The 24,312-nt window shown below is 69.6% G+C and carries 18 protein-coding genes; 16 read left to right on the forward strand and 2 right to left on the reverse strand.

All coding sequences use genetic code 11. From position 1 onward, the window contains the following. Positions 1–89: 89 nt before the first annotated feature. The 8 genes from EXE42_RS05145 to EXE42_RS05180 all read left to right on the forward strand — a co-directional run bounded on the left by EXE42_RS05145 (position 90) and on the right by EXE42_RS05180 (position 11,644). Positions 90–1,595: a lipopolysaccharide biosynthesis protein gene (locus EXE42_RS05145; RefSeq protein WP_137706024.1), complete on the forward strand. Its 1,506-nt coding sequence runs from the start codon at positions 90–92 to the stop codon at positions 1,593–1,595. Between the two features lie 60 nt (positions 1,596–1,655). Next, complete coding sequence (locus EXE42_RS05150; protein ID WP_137706025.1) at positions 1,656–2,828, forward strand: VCBS repeat-containing protein; 1,173 nt, start codon at positions 1,656–1,658, stop codon at positions 2,826–2,828. A gap of 49 nt (positions 2,829–2,877) precedes the next feature. Beyond that, on the forward strand, positions 2,878–4,110 hold the full coding sequence (locus tag EXE42_RS05155) for an alginate lyase family protein (protein WP_158293694.1): 1,233 nt from the start codon (positions 2,878–2,880) through the stop codon (positions 4,108–4,110). 129 nt (positions 4,111–4,239) lie between these two features. Next, positions 4,240–5,829: an alkaline phosphatase family protein gene (locus EXE42_RS05160; RefSeq protein WP_137706026.1), complete on the forward strand. Its 1,590-nt coding sequence runs from the start codon at positions 4,240–4,242 to the stop codon at positions 5,827–5,829. After that, a complete protein-coding gene (locus EXE42_RS05165) occupies positions 5,826–7,631 on the forward strand; it encodes a right-handed parallel beta-helix repeat-containing protein (protein ID WP_137706027.1) in 1,806 nt (601 codons plus the stop codon). The genes EXE42_RS05160 and EXE42_RS05165 overlap by 4 nt, the downstream gene beginning before the upstream one ends. A 278-nt stretch (positions 7,632–7,909) precedes the next feature. Then, positions 7,910–10,993: a hypothetical protein gene (locus EXE42_RS05170; protein ID WP_241988334.1), complete on the forward strand. Its 3,084-nt coding sequence runs from the start codon at positions 7,910–7,912 to the stop codon at positions 10,991–10,993. A 108-nt stretch (positions 10,994–11,101) separates the two neighbouring features. Then, positions 11,102–11,320: a hypothetical protein gene (locus tag EXE42_RS05175; protein ID WP_137693303.1), complete on the forward strand. Its 219-nt coding sequence runs from the start codon at positions 11,102–11,104 to the stop codon at positions 11,318–11,320. Between the two features lie 96 nt (positions 11,321–11,416). Then, positions 11,417–11,644 carry a hypothetical protein gene (locus tag EXE42_RS05180; RefSeq protein ID WP_137706028.1) on the forward strand — a complete coding sequence of 76 codons (228 nt, stop codon included), beginning with the start codon at positions 11,417–11,419 and terminating at the stop codon, positions 11,642–11,644. A 41-nt stretch (positions 11,645–11,685) separates the two neighbouring features. Here the strand turns inward: EXE42_RS05180 and EXE42_RS05185 are convergent, their stop codons facing one another. Next, the gene (locus EXE42_RS05185; protein ID WP_137693304.1) at positions 11,686–12,696 is read right to left on the reverse strand and encodes a glycosyltransferase family 2 protein; all 1,011 of its coding nucleotides are present in this window, start codon (positions 12,694–12,696) and stop codon (positions 11,686–11,688) included. A 170-nt stretch (positions 12,697–12,866) separates the two neighbouring features. On the opposite strand from EXE42_RS05185, the gene EXE42_RS05190 reads away from it, so the two are divergent. The 3 genes from EXE42_RS05190 to EXE42_RS05200 all read left to right on the forward strand — a co-directional run bounded on the left by EXE42_RS05190 (position 12,867) and on the right by EXE42_RS05200 (position 16,673). Beyond that, positions 12,867–14,078 (forward strand): Gfo/Idh/MocA family protein, encoded by a 1,212-nt coding sequence (locus tag EXE42_RS05190; protein WP_137706029.1) that lies wholly within the window; start codon positions 12,867–12,869, stop codon positions 14,076–14,078. Positions 14,079–14,088: 10 nt separating this feature from the next. After that, the gene (locus EXE42_RS05195; protein WP_137706030.1) at positions 14,089–15,306 is read left to right on the forward strand and encodes a glycosyl hydrolase; all 1,218 of its coding nucleotides are present in this window, start codon (positions 14,089–14,091) and stop codon (positions 15,304–15,306) included. Positions 15,307–15,488: 182 nt separating this feature from the next. Continuing rightward, positions 15,489–16,673 carry a hypothetical protein gene (locus EXE42_RS05200; protein WP_137693307.1) on the forward strand — a complete coding sequence of 395 codons (1,185 nt, stop codon included), beginning with the start codon at positions 15,489–15,491 and terminating at the stop codon, positions 16,671–16,673. Between the two features lie 49 nt (positions 16,674–16,722). On the opposite strand, the gene EXE42_RS05205 is transcribed toward EXE42_RS05200, so the two are convergent. Continuing rightward, on the reverse strand, positions 16,723–18,507 hold the full coding sequence (locus tag EXE42_RS05205) for a hypothetical protein (protein ID WP_137706031.1): 1,785 nt from the start codon (positions 18,505–18,507) through the stop codon (positions 16,723–16,725). 445 nt (positions 18,508–18,952) lie between these two features. Here EXE42_RS05205 and EXE42_RS05210 point away from each other — a divergent pair, with 445 nt between their 5' ends. From EXE42_RS05210 to EXE42_RS05230, 5 genes are read left to right on the forward strand one after another with little or no spacing between them, the layout of a single operon-like run. Further along, positions 18,953–19,573 (forward strand): acyltransferase, encoded by a 621-nt coding sequence (locus EXE42_RS05210; protein WP_199240733.1) that lies wholly within the window; start codon positions 18,953–18,955, stop codon positions 19,571–19,573. Then, positions 19,570–20,697 (forward strand): DegT/DnrJ/EryC1/StrS aminotransferase family protein, encoded by a 1,128-nt coding sequence (locus tag EXE42_RS05215; protein ID WP_137693309.1) that lies wholly within the window; start codon positions 19,570–19,572, stop codon positions 20,695–20,697. The genes EXE42_RS05210 and EXE42_RS05215 overlap by 4 nt, the downstream gene beginning before the upstream one ends. Continuing rightward, on the forward strand, positions 20,690–21,676 hold the full coding sequence (locus EXE42_RS05220) for a Gfo/Idh/MocA family protein (protein ID WP_092922487.1): 987 nt from the start codon (positions 20,690–20,692) through the stop codon (positions 21,674–21,676). Before EXE42_RS05215 ends, EXE42_RS05220 begins: the two co-directional genes overlap by 8 nt. Next, on the forward strand, positions 21,673–23,067 hold the full coding sequence (locus EXE42_RS05225; protein ID WP_137706032.1) for a nucleotide sugar dehydrogenase: 1,395 nt from the start codon (positions 21,673–21,675) through the stop codon (positions 23,065–23,067). Before EXE42_RS05220 ends, EXE42_RS05225 begins: the two co-directional genes overlap by 4 nt. Then, positions 23,067–24,311 carry a glycosyltransferase family 2 protein gene (locus EXE42_RS05230; RefSeq protein ID WP_137706033.1) on the forward strand — a complete coding sequence of 415 codons (1,245 nt, stop codon included), beginning with the start codon at positions 23,067–23,069 and terminating at the stop codon, positions 24,309–24,311. The genes EXE42_RS05225 and EXE42_RS05230 overlap by 1 nt, the downstream gene beginning before the upstream one ends. Position 24,312: the final 1 nt, after the last annotated feature.

Consider the following 24,312-nt stretch of genomic DNA (forward strand, 5'->3'; position numbering starts at 1 on the left):
TAGAACCACTGTGTGAGCCGCTGTAACCGTGACTCAGCATCTATTCAACACAGCAGAAACGAGGGTTTTTCGAGACGGAACACCGCACAATGTCCGCTCTCTCCTCGGTTCGTCGACTCCTCGTCCGCCTGACGCCGGGCGGCGATCTCACCGAACAGACGGTGAAAAGCGGTATCTGGGCCACGATCACCAATATCCTCGACCGCGGCCTCCAACTGCTGATGATCGCGATCCTCGCCCGGATGCTCACGCCGGCCGACTTCGGGCTGCTCGGTATCGCCCTGCTGACGCTGACGGCGTTCAAGCGCTTCTCCAACATCGGATTCGACCAGGCGCTCATCCAGAATGCGTCAGGCAACGTCGACGACTACCTCAACACCTACTGGAGCATCGAGATCCTCCGCGGCCTCCTGCTGGCCGGGATCCTCGCGCTCATCGCCCCGCTGGTCGCCGGATTCTTCGGGGAACCGCGCGCCACTCCGGTCCTCCGGGTCATCGCGCTCACGCCGCTGCTCCTCGGGCTGCGAAACCCCGGTATCGTCTACTTCAAGAAGAACCTCGAGTTCCACAAGCAGTTCGTCTACACGATGAGCGGATCGGTGACGAACTTCGCCGTCGCGCTCTCCGTCGCGCTCGCGACCCAGAGCGTCTGGGCGCTCGTGCTCGGCTACGTCGCCTCCGACGCCGCCCGCATGCTGGCGTCGTACGCCGTCCACGGCTACCGTCCGTGGCCGGACTTCGACGTCGAGATCGCCCGCGACCTCTTCGGGTTCGGGAAGTGGATCACCGGCTCCGAGAGCGTCTACTTCCTCATCAATCAGGGCGACGACGCGGTCATCGGCTGGCTGCTGTCGGCCGCGTCGCTCGGGCTGTATCAGGTCGCCTACCAGTTCGCCAAGGCGCCGGCGACGGAGATCTCGCAGATCATCTCGAGCGTCGCCTTCCCGGCGTACTCGAAGCTCCAGGACGACATCCCCGCCCTCCGGTCGGCGTTTTACCAAACCCTCCAGGTGACGATAGTGATCGCGTTTCCCGCCTCGGTCGGCATCGCGGTGGTGGCTCCGACCTTCGTCAAGGCAGTCTTCGGCACCGACTGGCTGCCGATGGTGCCGGTGATACAACTGGTCGCGGTGTACGGGCTCCTCATCGCGCTCGGGTCGACGTACTCCCCGGTGTGGAAGGCCCTGGGGCGCCCAGACTACATGGTAAAACTCGGCGCCTTCCGGCTCGTGGTGACCGCGCTGATCATCGTCCCCGTCACCCGCGAGTTCGGCATCGTCGGCGCCGCCGCGGCCGTCCTCGGCGTCTACGTGTTCCCGGTGATGCCGATCGACGTGTACCTGGTGATCAAGTCGGTGGAGACGAGCCTCGGTCGGCTGCTCCGAGAGGTGTCGTACCCGGCCGTCGCGAGCCTCCTCATGGGTGGCGTCGTCCTCTGGTTACAGGCGACGCTGTCGCTCCCGTGGGTGTTCCTCGAGCTGCTCGTCCTCGTCGCGGCCGGGGGCGCGGTGTACGGGACCGCCGTCTTGGTGTTCGAGACGCAACTGAACTGGGGGCTACGGGAGACGCTCCGGAACTTCGCCGGCGCGATCTGACCGTCGAGCCCGCATCGTAGGCGGTTGATAACAAACCCGACTACCGCCTAGTGTGGGCCCATGCAGACACGGCGACTTCGCTTTCGCCATGAGGTCATCGACCCCGCTCCCCCGACGACGAAGCTCGGGATCTGTCTGACGACCGACCTCACCGGCAACGGTCGCCCGGACGTCATCGTCGGCGGGGCCGGCCCGGAGACGAAGCTGTTCGTGGGCGGCGGCCGCACCCGACTGCCGAGCCTAGAGGGGATCAAGCAGGTGGCGGGGCTCGCCGGGCCGACACTGTTCTGGTACGAGAACCCCGGGTGGGAGCGACACGCGATCGCCGACGTTCCCCAGCTGGGGGTCGGCTGCGCGCTCGGCGACATCGACGGCGACGGCCGGGTCGACGTCCTCGCCGGACAGGGCATTCATTATAACGGGGTATACTGGTTCGAACAACCCCCGGACCCGCGGTCGCGGTGGGAGCCGCACCTGGTGACCGAGCGATTCGAGAAGTACCACGACCTCGCCTTCGGCGACGTGGACGACGACGGCGAGCCCGAGGTGGTCGGGCTGTCACAGCGGTCGGGGGTGGTGTTCTACTACGACATCCCCGACGGCCCGACCGGCGGGCCGTGGCCCGACGAGAACTGTCACGTCGTGGACGGCGACAGCGACGCCGAGGGCGTGTGGATCGGCGATGTCGACGGGGACGGTCGGACCGAACTCGTCGTCGGCACGGGCATCTATCGGCGCCGCGAGGGGACCCACGAGTGGGACCGCGAGCCGATCGTCACCGGCTGGGATGACGTCCGCGTCGCGGTCGGTGACGTCGACGGCGACGGCGAACACGAGGTCGTGCTGGCGGAGGGCGACTCCCCCACCTACGGCACCCACCCCGGTCGAGTAGGGTTGTTCGATCGGCAGGCCGACGGCTGGGCGGAGACCGTCATCGGCGAGGACCTGTTCTGTCCGCATACCCTCCAGCTCGCGGACTTCGACGGGAACGGGCGGCTCGACGTGTACGCGGCGGAGATGAGCCTCGGCGAGAACGAGACTCCGCGCCACTACCTGTTCACGAACGAGGGGGACGGTCGGTTCGAGCGGACCGTCGTCGCGGAGGGGGCCGAGACCCACGAGGCGAAGGCGGTCGACATCTCGGGGACAGGCCTCCCGGACGTGGTCGGGAAGTCCTACACGCCGGACCACCACGTGGACATCTGGCACAACGAGGGGGGCGGCGACCGGTGACGCAGCGCGGATCGATCGGAACTCCGGCGACGGGGGCCGGACGCTGGGCGTGACTGAACGCGACGAGGACGGCAAGCGCCGGCGCGACCTCCTGCGCGGCGCCGCCTCGCTCGGGGTCGCCGGGATCATTGCCGGCTGCGGCTCCGACTCGGACCGGGCCGGCTCCGGATCACCCCGGGAACTGCGCGACGACCCCGCGGTGTACGCCGGGTTCCTCGACGCCAACGAGGTCGTCGCGATTCGCGAACGTGTCGAGGACGGTCAGGACCCGTGGAAGACGGCCTACGACGCCCAGATCAGGGACGCGAATCGAGCCCTGGCGGCGACGCCGAGGAGCGTCGTCGACGACGGGTCGCCCGCGGGCGTCGACGAGCATCGGTTCGCCACGGGCGAGGACCGCCCTGACTACCGGGCGGCCATCGAGATGGGAACGTGGGTCCGGGACCTGGGGATCGGCTACGTGTTCACCGGCCGAGAGCGGTTCGCGAGCAAGGCGATCCGGCTGCTCGATCACTGGTTTCTCGACCCCGAGACGCGGATGTACCCCTCCGGCCGGAACTTCGGCGAGACGTACTTCTCCATCGAACTTCACATCACGCTGCCGACGCTCATCTACGGGGCTGCGCTCGTCCGCGATTCCCCGCGGTGGTCGACCGTCGGGGCGGACCGCGAGGCGCTCCGCTCGTGGGTGGAGACGTACCTCGCGGACCTCGAGGACGGACGGGGGAAGCAGCGCTACACCGGCGTGGTCAAGAACAACATCTACGCCTGGTGGATCCTCGCGAGAGCGACCGCGGCGGCGTACCTCGACGACCGCGAGGCGCTGACGCGCGCGTTCGACGACTGGCGCGAGCACGGCTTCGACCAGCTCGAACCGAACGGCCTCCTGCGGCACGAGCGGCAGCGGGTCGACGGGCTGGAGTACTCGGTGTACGGGCTCAAGGCGCTCGCGTTCACCGCGGAGATAGCCCGGCACTACGGCGTCGACCTCTACGGACACACGCTCCCCGAAGACGACGTGAGCGCGCTCCTACGGGCCTTCGAAGGCCTCTGTCCGTACGTCATCGACGCCGAGAAGTGGGAGTGGGGCACCGGCGAGAACGGATACACCGACGCGGACCGAACGGCGGCAGGGTCGGTGTACGAGCTCGCGTACTCCCGGTGGGACCGCTCAGAATTCCGCGAGGTGCTCGAGTCGATCGGACGACCGCTGTACGACCGGCGGATCCTCGGGTGGACAACGCTGACGCACGCCAGTCGCTTCGAGCTCGACGTCGACTGAGACCGCTCGCGAACCCCGTTTTCGAGGGTAAGGCCGTCTTACTCGGGTACGGCAGTCATAACAAATTTCGTCTTTCCCCAAACGAGGCTCAATGATTCGGACCGAGCGGCGTCGACGGGGGCGGTCGCGGTGAGCGACGACGGTAACCGCGCGTTCGTGTTGGGGCTTGACGGCGTCCCGTGGCCGCTCGTCCGGCCGTGGATCGAAGCTGGGGAGCTCCCCGCGTTCGCCGAGCTGATCGAGACGGGAGCCGCCGGTCCCCTCCGGAACACGACGCCAGCGAACACGCCGGTCGCGTGGCCCTCCATCGCGACCGGTACCTGGCCCGACCGACACGGACTCTACGAGTTCATGAAACTGGGGAGCGATTACAGTCAGCGGCCCTACAACCGCGAGGACCTCCGACAGCCGCCGCTTTGGGAGCTGCTCTCGCCCGCCGTCGTCGCGAACGTGCCGATGACGTACCCGGCCGGCGGGGTCGGCGACGACGGAGCGATGGTCGCCGGAATGATGACGAGCTCGACCGACGCGGCGGGGTTCACGCAGCCGGCCCGGCTGGGCGAGGCGATCCGCGAAGAGATTCCCGACTACCGAGTCGGCCTCAGGTGGCACGAGTACGGCGAGGACCGGCGCGACGAGTTCCTCGCGGACTTCGCGTCGCTGTTCGAGGCGCGCCGCGAGCTGTTGCGGTCGCTCACGGAGCGGGAAGACTGGCGACTGTTCTTCTTCATCTTCACGGCGCCCGACAGGCTCCAGCATCTGATCTGGGACGAGGAGGTGATCCTGGAACACTACCGGGAGCTGGACGCGGTCCTCGCCGAGGTGATGACCTACTGCGACCGGCTGGGCGCGACGCTGTACGTCGTCTCCGACCACGGGTTCGGGCCGATATCGCGGGTCGTCAACATCAACCGAGCGCTGGCGGACGCGGGGCTGTTGACGCCGAAGCGCTCGACGGGGGCCCGGGGCGTGCTCTCGCGCGCCGGGGTGTCGAAGTCGACCGTGTTGAACGCGTTAGCACGGATCGGCATCGACGACGAGACGCTCGTCGAGCGGCTTCCGGCGTCGGTCGTCGACAGCGTCGCGCGGGCGGTGCCCGGCGACCACGCCCTCTACGACGTCGACTCCGCGCGGACGCGGGCGTTCCTCCACGGGCTCGGCAGCGTCTACGTCAACGACACGTCGCGGTTCGACGACGGGGCCGTCGCCCCCGGCGAGCGCGACCGAGTCAAGTCGGAGGTGATGTCCGCGCTCGCGGCGGTGACCGACCCCGAGACCGGAGAGCGGGTGCTCTCCGTCCGCGACGGCGACGACCTCAACCCCGAAGACGAGTTCGCGCCCGACGTGGTCGTTGAGGGCGTCGAGGGGTATCATGTCAAGCCCGGACTCGCCGACGAGACCGTCGTCGACGCTGACGGGATCGCCGGCTATCACCGGCCCGAGGGCGTCCTCTTCGCCCGCGGCCCCCCGATAGCCGCCGACATCGCGGTCGAAGGGGCGACGGTCGTCGACGTGGCGCCGACCCTGCTCCACGGGCTCGGCGAGCCCGTTCCCGCGGCCGCCCATGGCCGCGTGCTGACGGAGCTGTTCGAGCCCGGGTCGCCGCCGGCAACCCGGGATGTAGTCGAGCGGGACCACGCCTCCTCGGACGCGGCGACCGACGGTCCCGGGAGCGACGAAGCGGTCGAAGAGCGCCTTCGCGGCCTGGGTTACTTATGAACGCCGGCCGGGACGACGACCACCGTTCCGAGAGCGACGACGGTTCACCCGACGACGATGGCTCGGATCGGGGCGACGGTTCGCGTGGCGTCGGCGGCGGGCCCGGCTCCTGCGGCAGGCGCCCCTATCTCGGGGTCGTCGGTGCCGCGGTGGCCTCGGCGGCCGGCTGTCTCGGTCTGGGGTCGGACGGGGCGGCGAACGCCGCTCCCGACGATCCGGGCGCGGACGACGGCCCCGACGGCGGGTCCGCGGACGAGCCCGACGACGGAGACCTCGGAACGCGTCACGGGATCGAGTTCGATCGGGTGCTGGACGCGGTCGACGACCTGGGACTGGACCCGAGCGGGAACGACCCGGTGGACGACCGCCTGGAAGACGCGCTCTCGGACGGGACGCTGGTGCGGTTCCCCCAGGGCGAGTATTTACTCCTCGGCGAGGTCGTCATCGACGCCGACCGCGTCGGCGTGCTCGGCGACGGCGACGCCCGGTTCGTTCTCCCGGCCGGCTACACGCGGCTCCTGTTCAACTACGACCCGGTGCCCGACGACGTGCTCATCGAGAACGTCGATGTCGATGTCCGCCCCGACGACACCACGACCGGGATCCGGCTGCGCTGCCGGAACCACTTCCACATCCAAGACGTCGAGTTCCTCGGCCGCGGGACGAGCGAATCGGACGGCGGAACGCCGAGCGCGTTCGCCCTCGCGGTCAACGACGAGGACGGACGGGGGGTGCTGCGGGACGCGGTGGCGAAGAAGGGCTCTCGCATCGACGGGTACAAGGAAGGGAACGGGCGGATCGGTGTCTGGGTCGGCTGGTCGAACAAGGGAACGGTCCGGATCGAGGGGTGTGACTTCCGCGAGTTCGGCAACAACGGCGTCTACGGCTCCCGGACGCCGGGAAACGTCGAGATCGTCGACTGCTACTTCCTCAACAACAACGCGACGAGCGCCCGCATCAGCGGCGCTGGGAGCTACGTCGAGAACTGCACGATCGAGATCGATCTCAGTCGCTACACCGGCGGCGCGGTGGACGCGTCGGATGAGTTCAACACGCGGGCGGTCGTCGTCGAACAGGGCGTCCAACGCGAGGGCGCGCCGCCGTTACCCGCGGGCGCGGAGATCCGCGACTGCACGATCCGTGCCCGGTCGTCGCCGCTGTCCCAGTCCGTCGTCGAACAGTCGCCGGTGGCGCGGAGTCTCGTCGTCCGCGACACGGAGATCCGATGCGACATCGACGGGACACCGGCGGTGCGCCGCGGCCCGGTAGGAGCGCTCCCCTACCGCCCGGACCGACGGCGCCCGCCGCCGCCACACTGGACGGAACTGCGGAACGTCACCGTCGACGGGGACGCGGCGGGCGGCGTCGCCGTCGACCTCAGACTGGCGCCCGGGTCGGCGGTGATCGACTGCGACATCGACTGTCCCGGGCGGGACCGAGACGGGGTGTTCCTGGATCACTCGCCGCGGAGCGCGGTGAGCGGGAGCGAGATCCGGACCGACGGTCACCCGATCGTCGTCGACGCCGACCTGACGACACCGCTCGACGATCACCTCCTGTGTCTCGGCGTCGAGACCGTCTTGGAGCGGTTCGGCGACGACGGGTCCGGCGTCGATCTCACCGCGGCCGTGCCCTTCCTCCGGACGCTCGGTCGCACCGCCGGGACCGAGCGAATCTGCCTCGGGCTCGGTCCGGCGGTGCCGTCCCTCCCGGACGCCGAGTCGGTCTCGAACTCGCTCCGGATCAGCGTCGACGCGCTGGACGGGGACGTGCCGATCGGACGGGTGCTGTACCGACCGTGAGGCTCGCCCCGCGGCTGCGCTCCGCGCGCCAGCCGAGCCCCGGATCGCGACTCGCGGCGATCTGGTCGTCGTCTGGATCGGTAAGCACGTCCTACGACCCGTTACTCACCGGTTATCGGATACGTCCTGTAAAATTATGAAAGTAATCTGTTCCTAACGTGAGATGAACCGTATCGCCACCAATCGGGCTTCATCTGGTAACCAATCCATCCCATCCGCACGCTTCCGGTCAGTTACTGGCGAAAACGAATATTATGGTGACCCCGGAACGCCGGGGCATGTCCAAAGAACGGGCACCCGACGACGAGTCAGTAGGAACCGATTATCGCGCCGATCGTCCGGTAGGCCGTGATTACGAGTCCGAAACAGGGGCCGACGGCGAACGGGAGATCGAGACGGAGGGGGGTGACGACACGTCGCTGCTCGACCGGCGCGGCTACCTGAAGATGGCGGGCGTGGCCGCCGCCACGGTCGCCACCGTCTCGACGGGCGGCGCCGCCGCGGGGGGAACGACCCGCCACGGGATCGAGTTCGATCGGGTGCTGGACGCGGTCGACGACCTGGGACTGGACCCGAGCGGGAACGACCCGGTGAACGACCGCCTGGAAGACGCGCTCTCGGACGGGACGCTGGTGCGGTTCCCCCAGGGCGAGTACAGCTTCGACGGAGTGGTCGAGATCGACGCCGACCGCGTCGGCGTGCTCGGCGACGGCGACGTCCGGTTCGTTCCGCCGACCGGCTACTCCGGATTCCTGTTCAACTACGACCCGGTGCCCGACGACGTGCTCATCGAGAACGTCGACGTGGACATGCGGGCGGATGACACCACGACCGGGATCCGGCTGCGCTGCCGGAACCACTTCCACATCCAAGACGTCGAGTTCCTCGGCCGCGGGCTCACGGATAACTCCGGGCAGGTCAGCGCCTTCCTGCTCGGGATCACGAGCGAGAGCGGCCGCGGGGTGCTGCGGGACGCAGTGGCGAAGAAGGGCTCTCGCATCGACGGGTACGCGAGGGGTAACGGACGGATCGGTGTCTGGGTCGGCTGGTCGAACAAGGGAACGGTCCGGATCGAGGGGTGTGACTTCCGCGAGTTCGGCAACAACGGCACGTACACCTCCCGGACGCCCGGACAGGTCGAGATCGTCGACTGCTACTTCCTCAACAACAACGCCGCAAACGTCCGCATCGGCGGGGAGGGGAGTTACATCGAGAACTGTACGGTGGAAATCGACTTCGAGAAGTACACCGGACCGGCGCTCGGCGACATCTCGACCGGGTTCGGGATGCGCGGGATCCACATCGATCAGGGCGTTCAACTCGAGGGCGCCGAGTCGATCCCGGCGGGTGCGGAGGTCCGCGACTGCGAACTCGTCGGCGCGGACGCCCCGAACGGCATCGCGATGATCAACCTCTCGCCGCAGGGACGGAGCGTGCGCGTCGAGAACACCCGCGTCCGGGTAGACATCGACGACATGTGGGCCGTCCGGCGGGGCCGCCCCGGCGTCATCCCGTGGCGCGAGTGGCAGCGGACGCCACCGAAACCGCACTGGATCCGGATGGAGAACGTCAGCATCACCGGGTCGGCGTCGGGTCGAGAGGCGATCCGCCTCGTCGAGGCCGACGACTCGATCGTCCGGAACTGCTGTGTCCACCAGACGGGGTCGAGCCGCGACGGTGTCAACTTCGTGGACTCGAGCGGCGGCGTCGTCGAGGACTCCACCGTCGACGTGACCGGCAGGGAGGTCACCCTCGAGAACTCGACGGCGTCGAGCTCGTCGATAACCAAGGACGGGTCGTGTCCGTTCCCGAATCCGGAGGCGGCGTCCACGGACTCGACGGACGACACGGAGTCTACCGGCACGGAGGACTCGACCGACGGCTCGACGTCGACCGCTCCCGACGGAACACAGGAGCTCGTCGTCGACGGCAGCCAAACCACCGACCGGCTCACGTACACGTTCACGGTGGACGGCAGCGTCGAGCCCGGGCCGCGAGCGAACGCCAGCGACGAGATCGACGGGACGACCGTCTCCGGGCAGGTCGAGGGCGGGATCGACTCCTTCTGGGTCTCCGGCGAGTTCACCGACTTCCAGGTCGACGGCAACCCCGAAGTCCGTCTGGACGGCGAGACGGTCGACCCGTCCGAGCTGGTCGTCTCGGAGACGACCGACTCGACCAGCGATTCAACCGACGGCACCGGCTCGACCGACGGGACGACTGACGACGGCGACTCGACCGGCGACACCGATTCCACCAGCGACACCGACTCGACGGTCGATGAGGCGAAGCTCGTCATCGACGGGGGCGTCACGTCCGACCGCGTCGAGTACACGTTCGCGGTGGACGGGAGCGTCGAGCCCGGCGCGCGAGCGAACGGGAGCGACGTGATCGACGGCTCGACCGTCACCGGCCACGTCGAGGGCGGAATCGATTCGTTCATCGTCACCGGTTCGTTCACCGACTTCCAACTCGGAGGCGACGTCCCCGTTCGCCTGGACGGCGAGACGGTCGACCCCTCGGAGTTAGTGGACTCGACCGGCGACGACTCGACCGGCGACGGCTCGACCGGCGACGACACGATGTCCGACGGCTCTGCGACGGAGACGACGAAAGAGCGCAAACTCGTCGTCGACGGGAGCGGCACGTCCGACCGCGTCGAGTACGCGTTCGTGATGGACGGGAGCGTCGAGCCCGGGCCGCGAGCGAACGGGAGCGACGTGATCGACGGCTCGACCGTCACCGGCCACGTCGAGGGCGGGATCGACTCGTTCCTCGTCACCGGCGCGTTCACCGACTTCCAACTCGACGGCGACATCCCCGTTCGCCTGGACGGCGAGACGGTCGAGCCCTCGGAGCTGGGCGTCGAACCCGCCCGAACGGTCGAGGTCGACGGCAGCCAGACGGACGACCCGCTCGCGTACACGTTCACGGTGGACGGGAGCGTGACGGCCGGTGACGGCGCGACCGACGCGGACGTGACCGACGGTACGGTCACCGGACGCGTCGAGGGGGACACCAGCGCCTACGCGGTCACCGGTGCGTTCACGAACTTCCAGGTCGAGAGCGACCTCGTCGTCCGCGTGGACGGTGAGCCCGTCGACCCGTCGACCCTGAACGGTGGTCACGACCTGCCGCACGAGCTCGTCGTCGACGGCGACGGCGCCGAGGCGAGCTACCTCGTCGAGACGACCGGCTCGGTCGCGAAGCGCGACGGCGGCTGGGGCGCCGAGGCGTCGGACGCCGCGACGGGCGGCGTCGCCAGCGGGACCGTCGCGGAGGACTGCGACACGTTCGGTTTCTCCGGCGACGTCACGCGGCTACGGATCGACGGCAACGCGTCGCTCACCTTCCGGAGGTGAACTGATGGCGCCACGCCGCAGCCCTCTCGGAGAGCCGCCGCTCGGTCCGCGTCGACACCGTCCCGCAGGGAGCCTCGCGACGGGGAGCGACCGCACGGCGGAGGGAGCATGACGCGGAGTTCGCTCGAGGTCGAGTGGGAGGACCAGCCGGACGACCCGGGCAGCGAGGACCTCGGATACGATCTCGACGACTGGGAACGGATCCGGGCGACGGGGACCGAGTCGGAGAAGTTCCTGTACCTCCCGGACGACGAGGAGATGCTCCGAGAGGAGGCGTTCATCGTCGCCGAGCCGACGGCCGTCGCGGACCTGCTCGACAACAGATAGGGGCGACGAGGGATCGACCGATCTCCCGGTCGAAACCGGGTCGCGACACCGATCACGGGCGAAACGGCTAAGCCGTTGAGACACGAACACGAGCGGATGGCAGACTCTGGCGACTCGGCGAGAAATGCCGCGGAGTACCGACACGCCGACGGGTCGGTGGAGATCGTGTTCGCCGTCGACGACGGACGTGTCCTGACCGTCCGCGAGTACCCGGACGAGGAGACCTTCGAGTCGGAGACGGAGTCGGCGGCGTACGTCGGCCAACACGAGGGCGTCTCCGACCTGCCGGCCGTCGAGGCGTTCGAGGAGACCGACGACTCCTGACGCGACGGCGACCGCGTCGGCGGTGACCCGGCCCGAGCGTGTCAGCGACTGGACGGTTTCTCGGCGCCCGTGTCCGTCGGCGACGCGAGTTCGAGCAGCTGGCCGTACGCCTTCGCGAGCGACGCGACGTAGCTCAAAAAGAGGAACGCGAACTGCTGGCGGACGGGTAGCTCCGTCCAGTCGCGCACCGACCGGCGCATGAAACTCGGCCGCGGCGGGAGGAAGGCGGCGGGGTTGAGCGCGGCGAGAACCGGCGGCCCGTAGCGCTCGGGGTAGTACCGCCGCAGCTGAGTTTTCCCGCGTCCGACCCGCCTAGACTTCCGGAGGAGCGCGCCGAGGGTCGTCCGGGTCGGGTGATACACCACGATGTCTGGGGTGTATCGGAGTTCGCGGCCGCTCGCCGCAACGCGGTTCCCGAACTCGACGTCCCCGCTCGACCGGAGCCGCGCGTCGAACCCGCCGACGTCCTCGAGGAGCGTCCGCGTGACGACCAGCGAACAGGTCGGCCCGAACGAGAGTTCCTCGACAAACCGCTGGACGTTGAGGTCCTTCAGCCGGTTGTACTTGGCCACCGTCCCTTCGTCGCCGGTCGTGAACAGCCGCACGTCGCAGGCGAGGTACGCCGCGTCCGTCAGGGCCATCTCCCGCGCGACGGCCTCGACCCACCCGGGATCGACGACCATGTCGGCGTCGATGAAGGCGACCACCGACCCCGTCGCGGCGGAGATACCGACGTTCCGGGCGGCGTACGAGCCCTGAACGTCGTCCTCGACGAACAACCGCAGCCCCTCGAACGTCTCGTCCCCGAGGTACTCGCGGACGACGTCGCGCGTCTCGTCCGTCGACCCGTTGTCCACGACGATCACCTCGTACCGGTCGGTGGTCGCGGTCTGTCGCCGGAGCGAGTCGAGCGTCGCCTCGATTCCGGCCGGGTCGTTGTACACCGGGATCACCACCGAGACGAACGGCAGTCCGTCACCCGATGCGTCGGTGCCGTCGCTCGCCTCGCCGAGGCGGGTCTCGCCGGTCGAGGGGCTGGGAGTGGGAGCCACAACGGGGTATCCGAGAGCGGCGGTATTGTTATGGGAATCGTACCGCCGCCCCCGCTCGACGCTCGTTCGAACGTCGCCCGTCGAATCGGCCCGCAGCCCGGCGGTTCGATTCGACCGCGTGCGGTAGGCGGTCTATACTCTTTGGTCGGGGGTGGCCTTCTCCGCTCGAAATGGTCTACGACGTCGCGGTCATCGGCACGGGCCCCGACCCCTCCGACCCCGACCGAGACGGATACGCGATGGGGTATCGTCACGGGCGCGCCTACGAGAGCAACGACGACTGCGAGCTCGTCGCGTGCGCGGACATCGTCCTCGAGAACGGACGGGCCTTCGCCCGCGAGTTCGACCTGCGCGAGGGAACCGTCTACGAGGACTACGAGACGATGCTCGACGCGGTCGAGCCGGACCTCGTGAGCGTCTGCGTGCCGCCGGGGATCCACGCCGCGATCGTCGAGGACTGCGCCGAGAGCGGGAACGTCTCGGCGATCCACTGCGAGAAACCGATGGCCGACACCTGGGGCGACTGTAAGTCGATGGTCCGGACCTGCGACCGGAACCGGGTCCAACTCACCGTCAACCACCAGCGCCGGTTCGGCGCGCCGTTCCGGAGGGCCAAGGAGCTCCTCGACGACGGCGCGATCGGTTCGCTCACGCGGATCGAGTTCGCCGACGAGACGCTGTTCGACGCCGGGATCCACCAGGTCGACCTCTCCCGGTACTTCACCGACGGCGTCGACGTGGAGTGGGTGCTGGCGCAGGTCGACTACCGGGAGGAGAACCGGTGGTTCGGGACGCCGAACGCCACGCAGGCGCTCGTTCAGTGGCGCGACGCCGACGGGACGGTGGGGATCGCGACCACCGGCGAGTCGGCCCCGGAGGGGGCGTGTTACCTCCGGTTGGCCGGCACGGACGGCGCCATCGAACTCGGCGTCGACGGCGGACCGACGCTCCGCTACCGGACCGACGGCGGGACGTGGCAGTCGGTCGAGACGGACGGCGAGAACCTCCACGGCCTCGGTTTCCAGGGATACCTCGGCGCCGCGCTGCGCGGTGTGCGGGCGCGACTGCCGCTGGTCTCGACCGAGGTTCAGAAGCGACCGGTGTTCATCGAGCGGGCCATCGCGGACGCGGTCAAGGGGCTGAAGACGGGGTCGGAGCCCGAACTGTCCGGACGGGACGCGCTCCGGTCGACGGAGGTGGTCTTCGCCGCGTGGGAGTCGGCCAGACGGCGCGGGCGAGTCGACCTCCCGCTCGAAATCGAGGACAACCCGCTCGTCGCGATGATCGACACCGGGTGGCTCGGTCCCGCGGCCGACCGCGCGGCGTCCGCCGCCGACACCCCCGCGGACGGGTCCGGCGACGGGTCGGCCGCCGAACGGTGACCCGTCCCCGATGACCCGACGCCACCTCGAGCGGGCGACCGAGCGCGGCGTCGTTGGGATGCGGAGCGAACCGCTTGACCTCGGTCCGGAGGCGCGGATCGGCGGGGTGAGAGACGGACGCCTCTACTGGACGCGCGGGCGGACGGTCGGCGTCTGGACGCGGTCCGAGGGAGGCGTCTCGCTCGGTACCCTCCCGACGCCGGGGGACGGGCGGCTTGACGCGGCCTTTCGCCTGCGACACGGCCGGTTCGCGAAGGCGGCCTTACGTCCCGTCGTCGGCTCGTGGACGACGACGAACCTCTGGCCGCTCCGCGACGGCACGCTGCTCGCGACGGTCGGGCGGCGGGTGTTCCGCTCCGGCGACTCCGGGCGGTCGTGGGCGCCGGTCCATCGGCTCCCCGACTCGTCGGGACCGATGGGCACGCTCCCGACCTCGGTCTGTCTCCACGGCGGCGACGTCTACCTCGCGGAGTACACGCTCGGGGACGACCCGGCTCGGATCCTCCGCAGCGATGACGACGGGCGGACGTGGGAGATTCGCGTCGAGACGACCGAAGTCCGTCACTTCCACGGCGTCTTCTACGACCCGTACCGGGACGCCCTGTGGGCGACGGCGGGCGACACCGACGACGAGAGCGCGGTCGGTCGCCTCGTCGACGGCGAGTTCGTCCGCGTCGGGAGCGGGAGCCAGCGGTGGCGGGCGGTCGGGCTCGCGTTCACGCCGACGGCCGTGCTGTGGGGGATGGACTGCTCGTACGCGGCGGACGTGGAGCTCCTTCGGCTGCGCCGCGACGGGCCCGCAGAGCCCGAAACGGTCGGACGCACGGACGCGTCGGCGTACTACGCGGCGACGCTGACGGTCGACGGTGACCTCTGGGTCGCCGTCGCGACGGCGGCAGAGATCGGCGATGACAGCACCGCGCCCGCGGGTCGGCGGAACCGCAGCGGCGACGCGGCGCGGGTGCTGGTCGCCTCCTCGTCGTCGTCGTACGAGACGTGGTACGAGCTGGCCGCGTTCCGCCGCCGCCGGCCGGTCGGTGAGTGCGTTCCGGGGGTCCCCACCGCGAGCGCGTACGTGTTCCTCGCCGCCGACGAGCGACTCGGACTGTTCGTTAACCCGTTCAACGCGCGGAGCGACGGCGGATCAGTGATGCGCGTCCCGCCCGAAGCGGTGTCCCGGGTCGCCGACGAAGCGCCCGCGGTGGACGCGTCGGCTCCCGACCGGTAGCGGGCGTCCTCGCCGCGGGCTCGACGGTCAAATCCGTGCGACGGGTCGTGTTCGACCGGCCCGGCGGGTGAGACCCGGGTACCGCCCGACCGGTCGCGCTACGGCGTCCCTACCCGTATTACTCTCTGAATTACAATGCGGCGGTGCGGTCACGCGCTCGCCCGCTTATGTCCAAGAGACACATGGAGCGAACCGTCGTACTGATCGCCGTCTGCTTGGTCGCAGCGGGCGGGATAGCCGCCGGCGTCTACGGGGCGAGCGCCCCCGTCTCGGACGCCGGTAACGGAACGGCGGTCGCCGACGAGCCGGACCGCGGACGGGCGTCGCCCGGGGACGTCCGGCGCCAGACCGAGGGGGGTCCCGCGGTGGTCGAACCGGGCGAGACGGTGACCGGGACCCTGTCGGCGTTCCCGGTCTACGCGTTCGACATCGAGCCCGGCGAGCGGGCCACGATCGAGTTCTCGCTTGAGGAACCGACAGACACGTCGATGGTCTACACGGCGTCGGTTCGGGCCGAGATGCCCGACGGCAGTGTGGCCCCCGACAGCGCCGGTCTCGGCGTTCAGAGCGGGGAGACGAGGCGATTCAACGCGACGACGAAGGCGCCGGGCCGAGCGGCGGTCAGAGTCGAGAGCACCACCGTCCGCGCCACCGGGACGTTCGAACTCTCGCTCGAGATAGCGCAGACCGCCGACGTGCCGGACGAGCCGAACGACGACCGGGAGAACGCGACGCGGCTCGAACTCACCGCCACCGACGCCGGACGCAACGCGACGGTCTCGGCTGACCTCGAGGGCGCCGACGTCGACTACTACGCGTTCACGCTCCCCGACTACGAGACGCCCGAGCAGCCGCGGTCGGTGACGGTCCCGGTCACCGTCACGGTCGACCGGGAGTCGGCGGACGGTGTCTCGGTGCTGAACGTGGACACCGCCCCCGCGGGGGAGCCGACCGACACCGCGACGCGGTACGTCGGCAGCGGGGCTCCCGCCACCATCCGGTTCAGCGCCGAGGAGAGCGAGTGGTACTTCGTCGCCGTGGCGGACGTAGCGGACAGCTCGGGGCCCTACGAGCTGAACGTGACCGTCGACGAGTCGGCGGTCACCGCGGAACCGGTGCCGGAAAACGGGACGCAGTCGCTCGACCAGATCTCACGAGTCGCGTACGGGATACCCTTCGACGAGTTGAGCGAGCCGACTGCTCGGCTCGTCCGGTCGGTCCACGACCGGCAGGACGCCGAGACGAAGCTCACGAAAGACGAGCTCTCGCGGATGCGCTACGAGATGCCCTTCTCGGAACTGAGCGGGGAGACGAAGGGAGAAATAACGACGCTCTATCGCGCCCAGTTCCCCGACGGCCCGCCGTAGGCGTCGGCGGGCGACTTGACGCCCGCGACGGGCGCAAACACGTGCGGCTTCAGGAGTCGAACTGCGCTCGGTACCGCTCGCGGATCGTCTCTTTTTGCTCCTCGTTAAGCGCCTCGTACTCGCTGTCGAACTCCGCCCTGGCCAGTTCGTCCCACGACTCGATCCGGTCGCCGTCGTCGGACTCGAACTGCTCGTCGAAGGCGGCCTCGATCTCCTGTTGGGTCTCGACGTCGATCGAGGTGAAATCGAAGTCGTCGTTCCGCTCGACGTCGAGGCCGAACTCCTGTCGCGCGATCTCCTCGCGGGTCAGGACCTCGGTGATCACGAGCCCGTCCGCGAACGGCTGCCGCTCGTAGATCTCGTCGACCTGCGACTGCGTCTCGCTGCTGACCTCGTCGTAGTCGAGCCCGTACTTCTCCTGGGTGATCACGTCCTTCGAGACCGTCTCGGTCTCGTCGTTCGACGAGGAAGATGACGACGATGAGGCGGACCCACCACCACCGCCCGAGTAGTAGTCCCGGACGACCACGACGCTGGTCGCGTTGGTGTCTCCGGTGTACACGCCGAAGACGTGCGTGCCGAGCAGGTCGTCGTCGGTGAACCGGTCGCTGTCGGCGGGAATCACGAACTCAACGGTCGTCCGCTCGCCCGGAGCGAGGGTCACGGTCCGGTTCCCGGTCACTGTCTCCGGGTCGTCGTCGCCGTTCAGATCGATGCGGTGTTCGACGGTCTCGTTCGCGGCCGCGTCGCCGATGTTCGACACCCGCGCGGTGAACTCGACGTCGCCGTCCACGTCGGCCGACTCCGGTCCGTCGACGTCGTCGACTTTGAAGAAGCTCTCGCGGACGCGGAGCGTCGCCGTGGCCGAGTCGTTCGCCGTCGCGACGGCGACCGAGTAGTTCCCGCGGGTGAGGTTCGCCGTCGCCGCCGCGAACTCGAACGTCCTCGTCTCGTTCCCGTCGAGCGTCACCGACCGGTTCCAGTCGAACGACTCGGCCGGGCCGTCGAGCCAGACCGTCTCCGTGCCGGGGACGTCGCCCGCGTTCGTCAGCGTCACCGACCCGTTGAACCGGTCGCCCCTGACGGCGTCGGTGGTCATCGTCGCTCCCGCGACGCGGAACGTCGCCGGGCGGAGGACGACGAGTGTCCCCTCCCGACCTCCATCCGCCGTTTCGACGCGGTACGCGTAGGTCCCCGGATCGAGCCCGTCGGTCCCGACCGAAAACCGCACGGTCGTGTCGGCTCCGGCCCCGAGTGTCGGCGCCCTCGTGGCGACGGCTTCCCCGACCTCGAACGCGCCGTCGCGGTCGCGGTCGAGGAGAAGATCAACGTTCCGCAGCCCGCGGAAGTCGCCGCGGTTGCGAACGGTCACGTCGACGGTCCCTAGATCGCCGCGAACGACCTCGCCCGCGCCGGCGTCGGAGAGGACGAACGCGGGCGGATCGAGGGTGACGTTGCCCGTCGCCAACGCCTCCGAGCCGTCGCTCAGCGTGAAGTTGTACCGTCCCGGTCTCAGCGCGTCCCTCGGGGCCGAGAGGGTGAGCCGGCGCGTCTCCCCGGCCGACAGGGTCACCGTCCGCTCGTCGACGGTGACGGCGGAGCCGCTCCCGCCTTCGACGACCAGGTCGTACGATCGCGTCGCGTTCGCGGCGTCGCTGTTGTTGAGCGTGGTCCGCACCTCGAAGGCGGTGTCGCCGGTGGTCGGCTTCACCGTCTCCGTGTCATCGACGGTCACCGACGCACCGCCTCCGAGATCCGCGACGGACGCGGCACCGACGGTCCCGCCGACGACGAGCAGCACCGCAGCCACCGCGTGGATACCGGTTATCTCCATACGTGGGTGTCCGCGAATGTCGACTTTGTTACGATGGGCATACCTCGGGAGAGCGGGCTCGAACAGGGGGAGCGGCGCGATAGCGATCCCCCGCTGGCGCGAGCCGAGTAACGCCGGGGGACAGGTGAGTAACGCCGGAGGCGAGGCGAGTAACGCGAGACGTGAGCCGCGTGCCCACTCCTTACTCCGTCGTCGGGTTCACGGCATTCTGCCCCGGTCGCGTCCGTGGCTCCGTCGACGCGGGCCCTCGTCAGCGTTCCGCTCGGCGGACCGGCCGTCGATCCAGATCCGCGCCGAGCGCCTTTCGAATGGTCCTCTCGCCCGATTTCGCCCGCTTCAGCGTGGATTCGGTCGCCGGTCGGGGCCGACCGAGTATGCAGATCGTACCCCGACAAGCCTCTCCATAACAATGACCGGACCGGCCGCATCGCCACACGAGTCAGTCATGGACGATTTACAACGGAACGCCCCGGCCTCGACGGTCACGAACGTCGAACTCGGTCCGCGGTCGACGGTGAGCGAGCGCGCGACGGTCGGGTACGAGTACGCCGAGGGCGCCGGTGCGACCGTCCTCGGCGCCGACGCGACGGTGCGGTCCGGTTCGATCGTGTACGCGGACGTGCGTGCGGGAGACGGGTTCACGACCGGACACAACGCCCTCGTCAGGGAAGGGACCGAGCTCGGCGACGACGTCCTCGTCGGCACCAACAGCGTCATCGACGGGGAGACGACGGTCGGCTCGCACGTGAGCCTCCAGACGAACGTGTACGTCCCCCGGGAGACCGCGATAGGCGACGGCGTGTTCGTCGGACCGGGCGCGGTGCTGACGAACGACCCCTACCCCGTCCGCCGGGACGTCGACCTCGAGGGGCCCACGCTCGCCGACTCGGTCTCTATCGGCGCCAACGCGACCGTCCTCCCCGGCGTCTCCGTCGGCGAACGGGCGTTCGTGGCCGCCGGCGCCGTCGTCACCGACGACGTGCCGCCCGAGACGCTCGCCGCCGGCGTCCCCGCCGAACACCGAGACCTCCCGGAACCGCTCGACGGCTCCAACACGATAGCATGAGCCGGGTCGCCATCGCCGACCCCGACGTCGGCGAACGGGAACTCGAGCGCGTCCGCGAGGTGTTAGCGAGCGGCCGACTGGCGGACGGCCCCGTCGTCCGCGAGTTCGAACGCGAGTTCGCTGACTTCTGCGGCGCCGACCACGGGGTCGCGGTCGCCAACGGGACCGCCGCCTTACAGACCGCGCTCGAAGCCGTCGGGATCGGCGACGGCGACGCGGTCGTCACCACGCCCTTCTCGTTCGTCGCGAGCGCGAACGCCGTCCGGCTCTGCGGCGCGCGCCCGGTGTTCGCCGACATCGACCCGGCGACGTACACGCTCGACCCCGATTCGGTCGAGGCCGTCGTCGAGGCGACCGACGACGTCGCTGCGATTCTCCCGGTCCACCTGTACGGGCTGGCCGCGGAGATGGACCGGCTGACCGACATCGCCGAGGAACACGACGTCGCGCTGATAGAGGACGCGGCGCAGGCGCACGGAGCTGCCTACGACGGGACGGCCGTCGGCACGTTCGGTGACGCCGCCTGCTTCTCGTTTTACCCCACGAAGAACATGACGACCGGCGAGGGCGGGATGGTCGTCACCGACGATCAGGGGGTCGCCGAGCGCGCCGCCCGCTTCGTCAACCACGGGCGGTCGGACTCCGCCGACCACGGCTACGATCACGTCTCGGTCGGGCACAACCTCCGACTGACGAGCCTCTCGGCCGCTATCGGGGTGGAACAGCTCCGGAAGCTCCCGGCGTACAACGCGCGCCGCCGGGAGAACGCGGCGGGGCTCTCGGCGGCGCTCGAGAACGTCTCGGCGCTGACGCTGCCGGTGGAGCCGCCGGAGCGCCGTCACGTCTACCACCAGTACACGATCCGCTGTCCGGACCGGGCGGCGCTCCGGGAGCACCTCGACGATCGCGGCGTCGACACGGCCGTCTACTACCCGACGCTGATCCCGGACCAGCCGGCGTACGACGGGTACGAAGCGTCGGTTCCGACGGCGAGTCGGATCGTCGACGAGGTCGTGTCGGTGCCCGTCCACCCCGGTGTCACCGACGAGGACCTCACCCGGATCGCCGACGCCGTCCGCGACCACTACGGCCTGCCGGAGGCGGAGGTGATCGCGAATGACTGACGACGCGCCGCTCCGCGTCGGGGTCATCGGCGTCGGGAGCATGGGCGCCCACCACGCCCGCGTGTACGCCGGGTCGTCCGCGGTCGACCTGGTCGGCGTCGCCGACGACGACTGGGACCGGGCGAAAGAGATCGCCGAGAAACACGGGACGCGGGCGCTCAATCGGGGGACGCTGCTTCAGGCGGTCGACGCCGTCTCGGTGGTCGTGCCCACGCAGTTCCACGCGTCGGTCGTGCGGGAGGCGCTGGAGGCCGACACGCACGTCCTCGTCGAGAAGCCGTTCGTCGACGACATTGCGACCGGCCGGGAGCTGATCTCGCTCGCCGACCGGAAGGACCTCCGGCTGCAGGTCGGCCACATCGAGCGGTTCAACCCGGCGGTGCGGGCCCTCGGAGACGTTCTTCCGGAGATGAACGTCCTCGCGGTCGACGCCCGTCGGCTCGGGCCACCGATAGACCGCGATACCGCCGACGGCGTGGTCGAGGACCTGATGATCCACGACCTCGATATCCTCCTGTCGCTGTTCGACGCCGAGGTCGACGAGACGTTCGCGGCGGGGATCCGCTCGGACCCCCACGTCACGGCGACGCTCCGGCTCGACAACGGCGTGTTAGGCACGCTGACAGCGAGTCGGATCACCCACCAGAAGGTCCGCGAACTCGCGGTCACCGGTCGGGACTGTCGGGTGACGGTAGACTACCTGACCCAGTCGGTGAAGATCCACCGGCACTCGCTGCCCGGCTACGTCGAGTCGAACGGCGACGTCAGGTACCGCTCAGAGAGCGTCGTCGAGCGACCGCAGGTCAAAAACGGCGAGCCCCTCCGCGGCGAGATCGCGTCGTTCGTCTCGGCCGTGAACGAGGGGACCGCCCCCGAGGTCACCGGGCAGGACGGGCTCCGGGTGATCGAGCTGATCCGCGAGATCAGCGAGGCGCTCGACGGTCCCGAAGCGCCGGTCGCGAAGTCGGGTGGCCGATGACGACGAACGCTCCCTCGACGGAGACCGTCGGGCTGTACGGCGCCGACTCGTCTCCGGACGAACAGCGCGCGGCCCTCCGCGAGGGGCGCGCCCCCGTCGCGGTGTACGGGATGGGAAAGATCGGGCTGCCGCTGGCGCTGGTGTACGGCGAGACGACCGGTGCGGTGACCGGCGTCGACGTCGACCCCGAGCGCGTCGCCGCGCTGGCGGACGGGAACAGCCCCTTCGACCACGAGCCGGGTGTGTCCGGGCTGCTGTCGGAGCTGGTCGCCGACGGCCGGTTCACCTCCACGACCGACGGGGAGGCCGCGGCGGCGACGGCTCGGGTCCACGTGATCGTCGTGCCGACCGTGATCGACGGCGACGACGACCCGGACCTCGGGGCGCTGGAGGCGGTCACAGAGACCGTGCGGTCCGGTCTCGACCCGGGCGACGCGGTATTCGTGGAATCGACGGTCCCGCCGGGGACGTGCGCGGAGGTCATCCAGCCGATCCTCACCGCCGGCGACCGAGAGTCGGGGGAGTTCGGGCTCGCGCACACCCCCGAACGGACCGCCAGCGGCCGCGCGCTCCGCGACATCCGCGGGTCGTATCCGAAGGTCGTCGGGGGTGTCGACGCGGAGAGCGGGCGGGTCGCGGCGCTGGTCTACGACGAGGTGAGCGACAACGAGGTCGTCAGGACCGACAGCGCGAGGACGGCGGCGTGCGTCAAGCTCTTCGAGGGCGTCTACCGCGACGTCAACATCGCGCTCGCCAACGAGCTGGCGACGCTCACCGACGCGTTCGGCGTCGACGTGATCGAGGCCATCGAGGCCGCGAACACGCAGCCGTACTGTGATATCCTCACCCCTGGCGCCGGCGTCGGCGGGCACTGCATCCCGTACTACCCGTACTTCCTGCTCGACGGGGTGGCGGACCCCGCGCCGCTGATCCGGACGGCGAGGTCCGTCAACGAGCTGATGCCGGGATTCGTCGTCGAGACGCTGGTCGACGGGCTGGCGACCGACGGCCCCGTCGAGGGCGCGACGGTCGCGCTGTTCGGCGTGGCCTACCGCGCGGGCGTTCCCGAGGCGCGGGCTTCGCCCGCGATCGACGTCGCTCACCGGTTGGACCGGCTGGGTGTGACCGTCCTCGCGGTGGACCCGATCCTCGACGAACTGCCCGAAATGCCCGCCGAGCGCGTCGGAGTCGACGAGATAACGGAGCGCGACGTCGACGCGGCCGCCCTCGTCACGGCTCACGAGGAGTTCGGGCACCTCGACTGGCGCGCCTTCGAATGCGAGGGACCGGACGGGAGCCGGCGCGGCATCACCGTCGTCGACGGGCGACAGGCGCTTGACCTCTCGGAGACGGCACACAGCGTCTACACCGTCGGCCGGGGGTGGCACTGATGTACGGGGGCGCCACCGTCGCCGTCGTGATCCCAGCGTACAACGAGGCGGGGTTCGTCGGCGAGGTCATCGAGACCGTCCCCGGGTTCGTCGACCGCGTGTATGTCGTCGACGACTGTTCGACCGACGGCACGTGGACGGAGATACGCGAGACGCTCACCGGGCTCGAAGGGTCGGAGCGACCCGGCGGTAGCCTGCGACCGATCGCCGACGAGTCGCCCGCGGAGGGATCGGGACCGCTGGCGGACGGGTCGGGATCAGTGACGAACGGTCCCGACGGGACCGAAGTCGCGGCGGGGCCGGCCTGGCGCGACCGGATCGTTGCCCGCGACGCGCGCACCGGGACGGTGCTGCCTGACCGCATCGTCGTCGCGCTCCGCCACCGCGAGAACGCTGGGGTCGGCGGCGCCATCAAGACGGGCTACCGCAACGCGATGGCCGACGACGCCGACGTCGACATCGTGGCGGTGATGAACGGCGACGGCCAGATGGACCCGGCGATACTCGACCGGATAATCGGTCCCGTCGTCCGGGGCGAGGCCGACTACGCCAAGGGCAACCGCCTGCGACACGCGGAGTACCGGCGGCAGATGTCGACGTGGCGGATGTTCGGCAACGTGCTGCTGACGGGGCTTACCCGGATCGCCAGCGGCTACTGGCGGATGGCGGACCCCCAGAATGGGTACACCGCGATCTCCAGCCGGGCGCTCGACCGCGTCGAATTCGAGTCGCTCTACGAGGACTACGGGTTCTGTAACCACCTGCTCGTCCGCTTGAACAAACAGGGGCTTCGGATCGCCGACGTGCCGATGCGGGCGGTGTACGGCGACGAGACCAGCAATATCCGGTACGCTTCGTTCGTCCCGAGACTCTCGCTGCTGCTGTTTCGGAGCTACCTCGGTCGGCTGCTCGACGATGGCGACCGCGGGATGGGGTCGCCGACCGCCGTCGCACAGCTGCTCGGGATGGGACTGCTCGTCGGCGGGGCCGCGCTCGCGGCCGGGTCTGTCTTCACCGGAGCGGGCGGAACGACCGTCGCCACCGGCGTCTTCGGGCTGTTCGGGCTCGCATCGTTTCTCACCGGCGTCGCGGCCGAGCGGCGGGCCGACGCGGGCCTCGAGGTCCACGTCGAGCCCGGCGACCTCTCCGGGGAGTTCGACTTCGCCGCGTCCGAGGGGGCTACCGGGGACGAGCGCTCGGGGATCGCACCGACGACGGACGAGTCGACCGCGAGGGAGGACTGAC

The sequence above is a fragment of the Halorubrum sp. SP3 genome, from assembly GCF_005435195.1.
GTDB classification, from domain to species: Archaea; Halobacteriota; Halobacteria; order Halobacteriales; family Haloferacaceae; genus Halorubrum; species Halorubrum sodomense.

Coding starts and splice junctions, on each gene's coding strand:
- EXE42_RS05145 (WP_137706024.1), top strand. CDS start 90: ATGTCCGCTCTCTCCTCGGTTCGTCGACTCCTCGTCCGCCTGACGCCG.
- EXE42_RS05150 (WP_137706025.1), top strand. CDS start 1,656: ATGCAGACACGGCGACTTCGCTTTCGCCATGAGGTCATCGACCCCGCT.
- EXE42_RS05165 (WP_137706027.1), top strand. CDS start 5,826: ATGAACGCCGGCCGGGACGACGACCACCGTTCCGAGAGCGACGACGGT.
- EXE42_RS05170 (WP_241988334.1), top strand. CDS start 7,910: ATGTCCAAAGAACGGGCACCCGACGACGAGTCAGTAGGAACCGATTAT.
- EXE42_RS05175 (WP_137693303.1), top strand. CDS start 11,102: ATGACGCGGAGTTCGCTCGAGGTCGAGTGGGAGGACCAGCCGGACGAC.
- EXE42_RS05180 (WP_137706028.1), top strand. CDS start 11,417: ATGGCAGACTCTGGCGACTCGGCGAGAAATGCCGCGGAGTACCGACAC.
- EXE42_RS05190 (WP_137706029.1), top strand. CDS start 12,867: ATGGTCTACGACGTCGCGGTCATCGGCACGGGCCCCGACCCCTCCGAC.
- EXE42_RS05195 (WP_137706030.1), top strand. CDS start 14,089: ATGACCCGACGCCACCTCGAGCGGGCGACCGAGCGCGGCGTCGTTGGG.
- EXE42_RS05200 (WP_137693307.1), top strand. CDS start 15,489: ATGGAGCGAACCGTCGTACTGATCGCCGTCTGCTTGGTCGCAGCGGGC.
- EXE42_RS05205 (WP_137706031.1), bottom strand. CDS start 18,507: ATGGAGATAACCGGTATCCACGCGGTGGCTGCGGTGCTGCTCGTCGTC.
- EXE42_RS05210 (WP_199240733.1), top strand. CDS start 18,953: ATGGACGATTTACAACGGAACGCCCCGGCCTCGACGGTCACGAACGTC.
- EXE42_RS05215 (WP_137693309.1), top strand. CDS start 19,570: ATGAGCCGGGTCGCCATCGCCGACCCCGACGTCGGCGAACGGGAACTC.
- EXE42_RS05220 (WP_092922487.1), top strand. CDS start 20,690: ATGACTGACGACGCGCCGCTCCGCGTCGGGGTCATCGGCGTCGGGAGC.
- EXE42_RS05225 (WP_137706032.1), top strand. CDS start 21,673: ATGACGACGAACGCTCCCTCGACGGAGACCGTCGGGCTGTACGGCGCC.
- EXE42_RS05230 (WP_137706033.1), top strand. CDS start 23,067: ATGTACGGGGGCGCCACCGTCGCCGTCGTGATCCCAGCGTACAACGAG.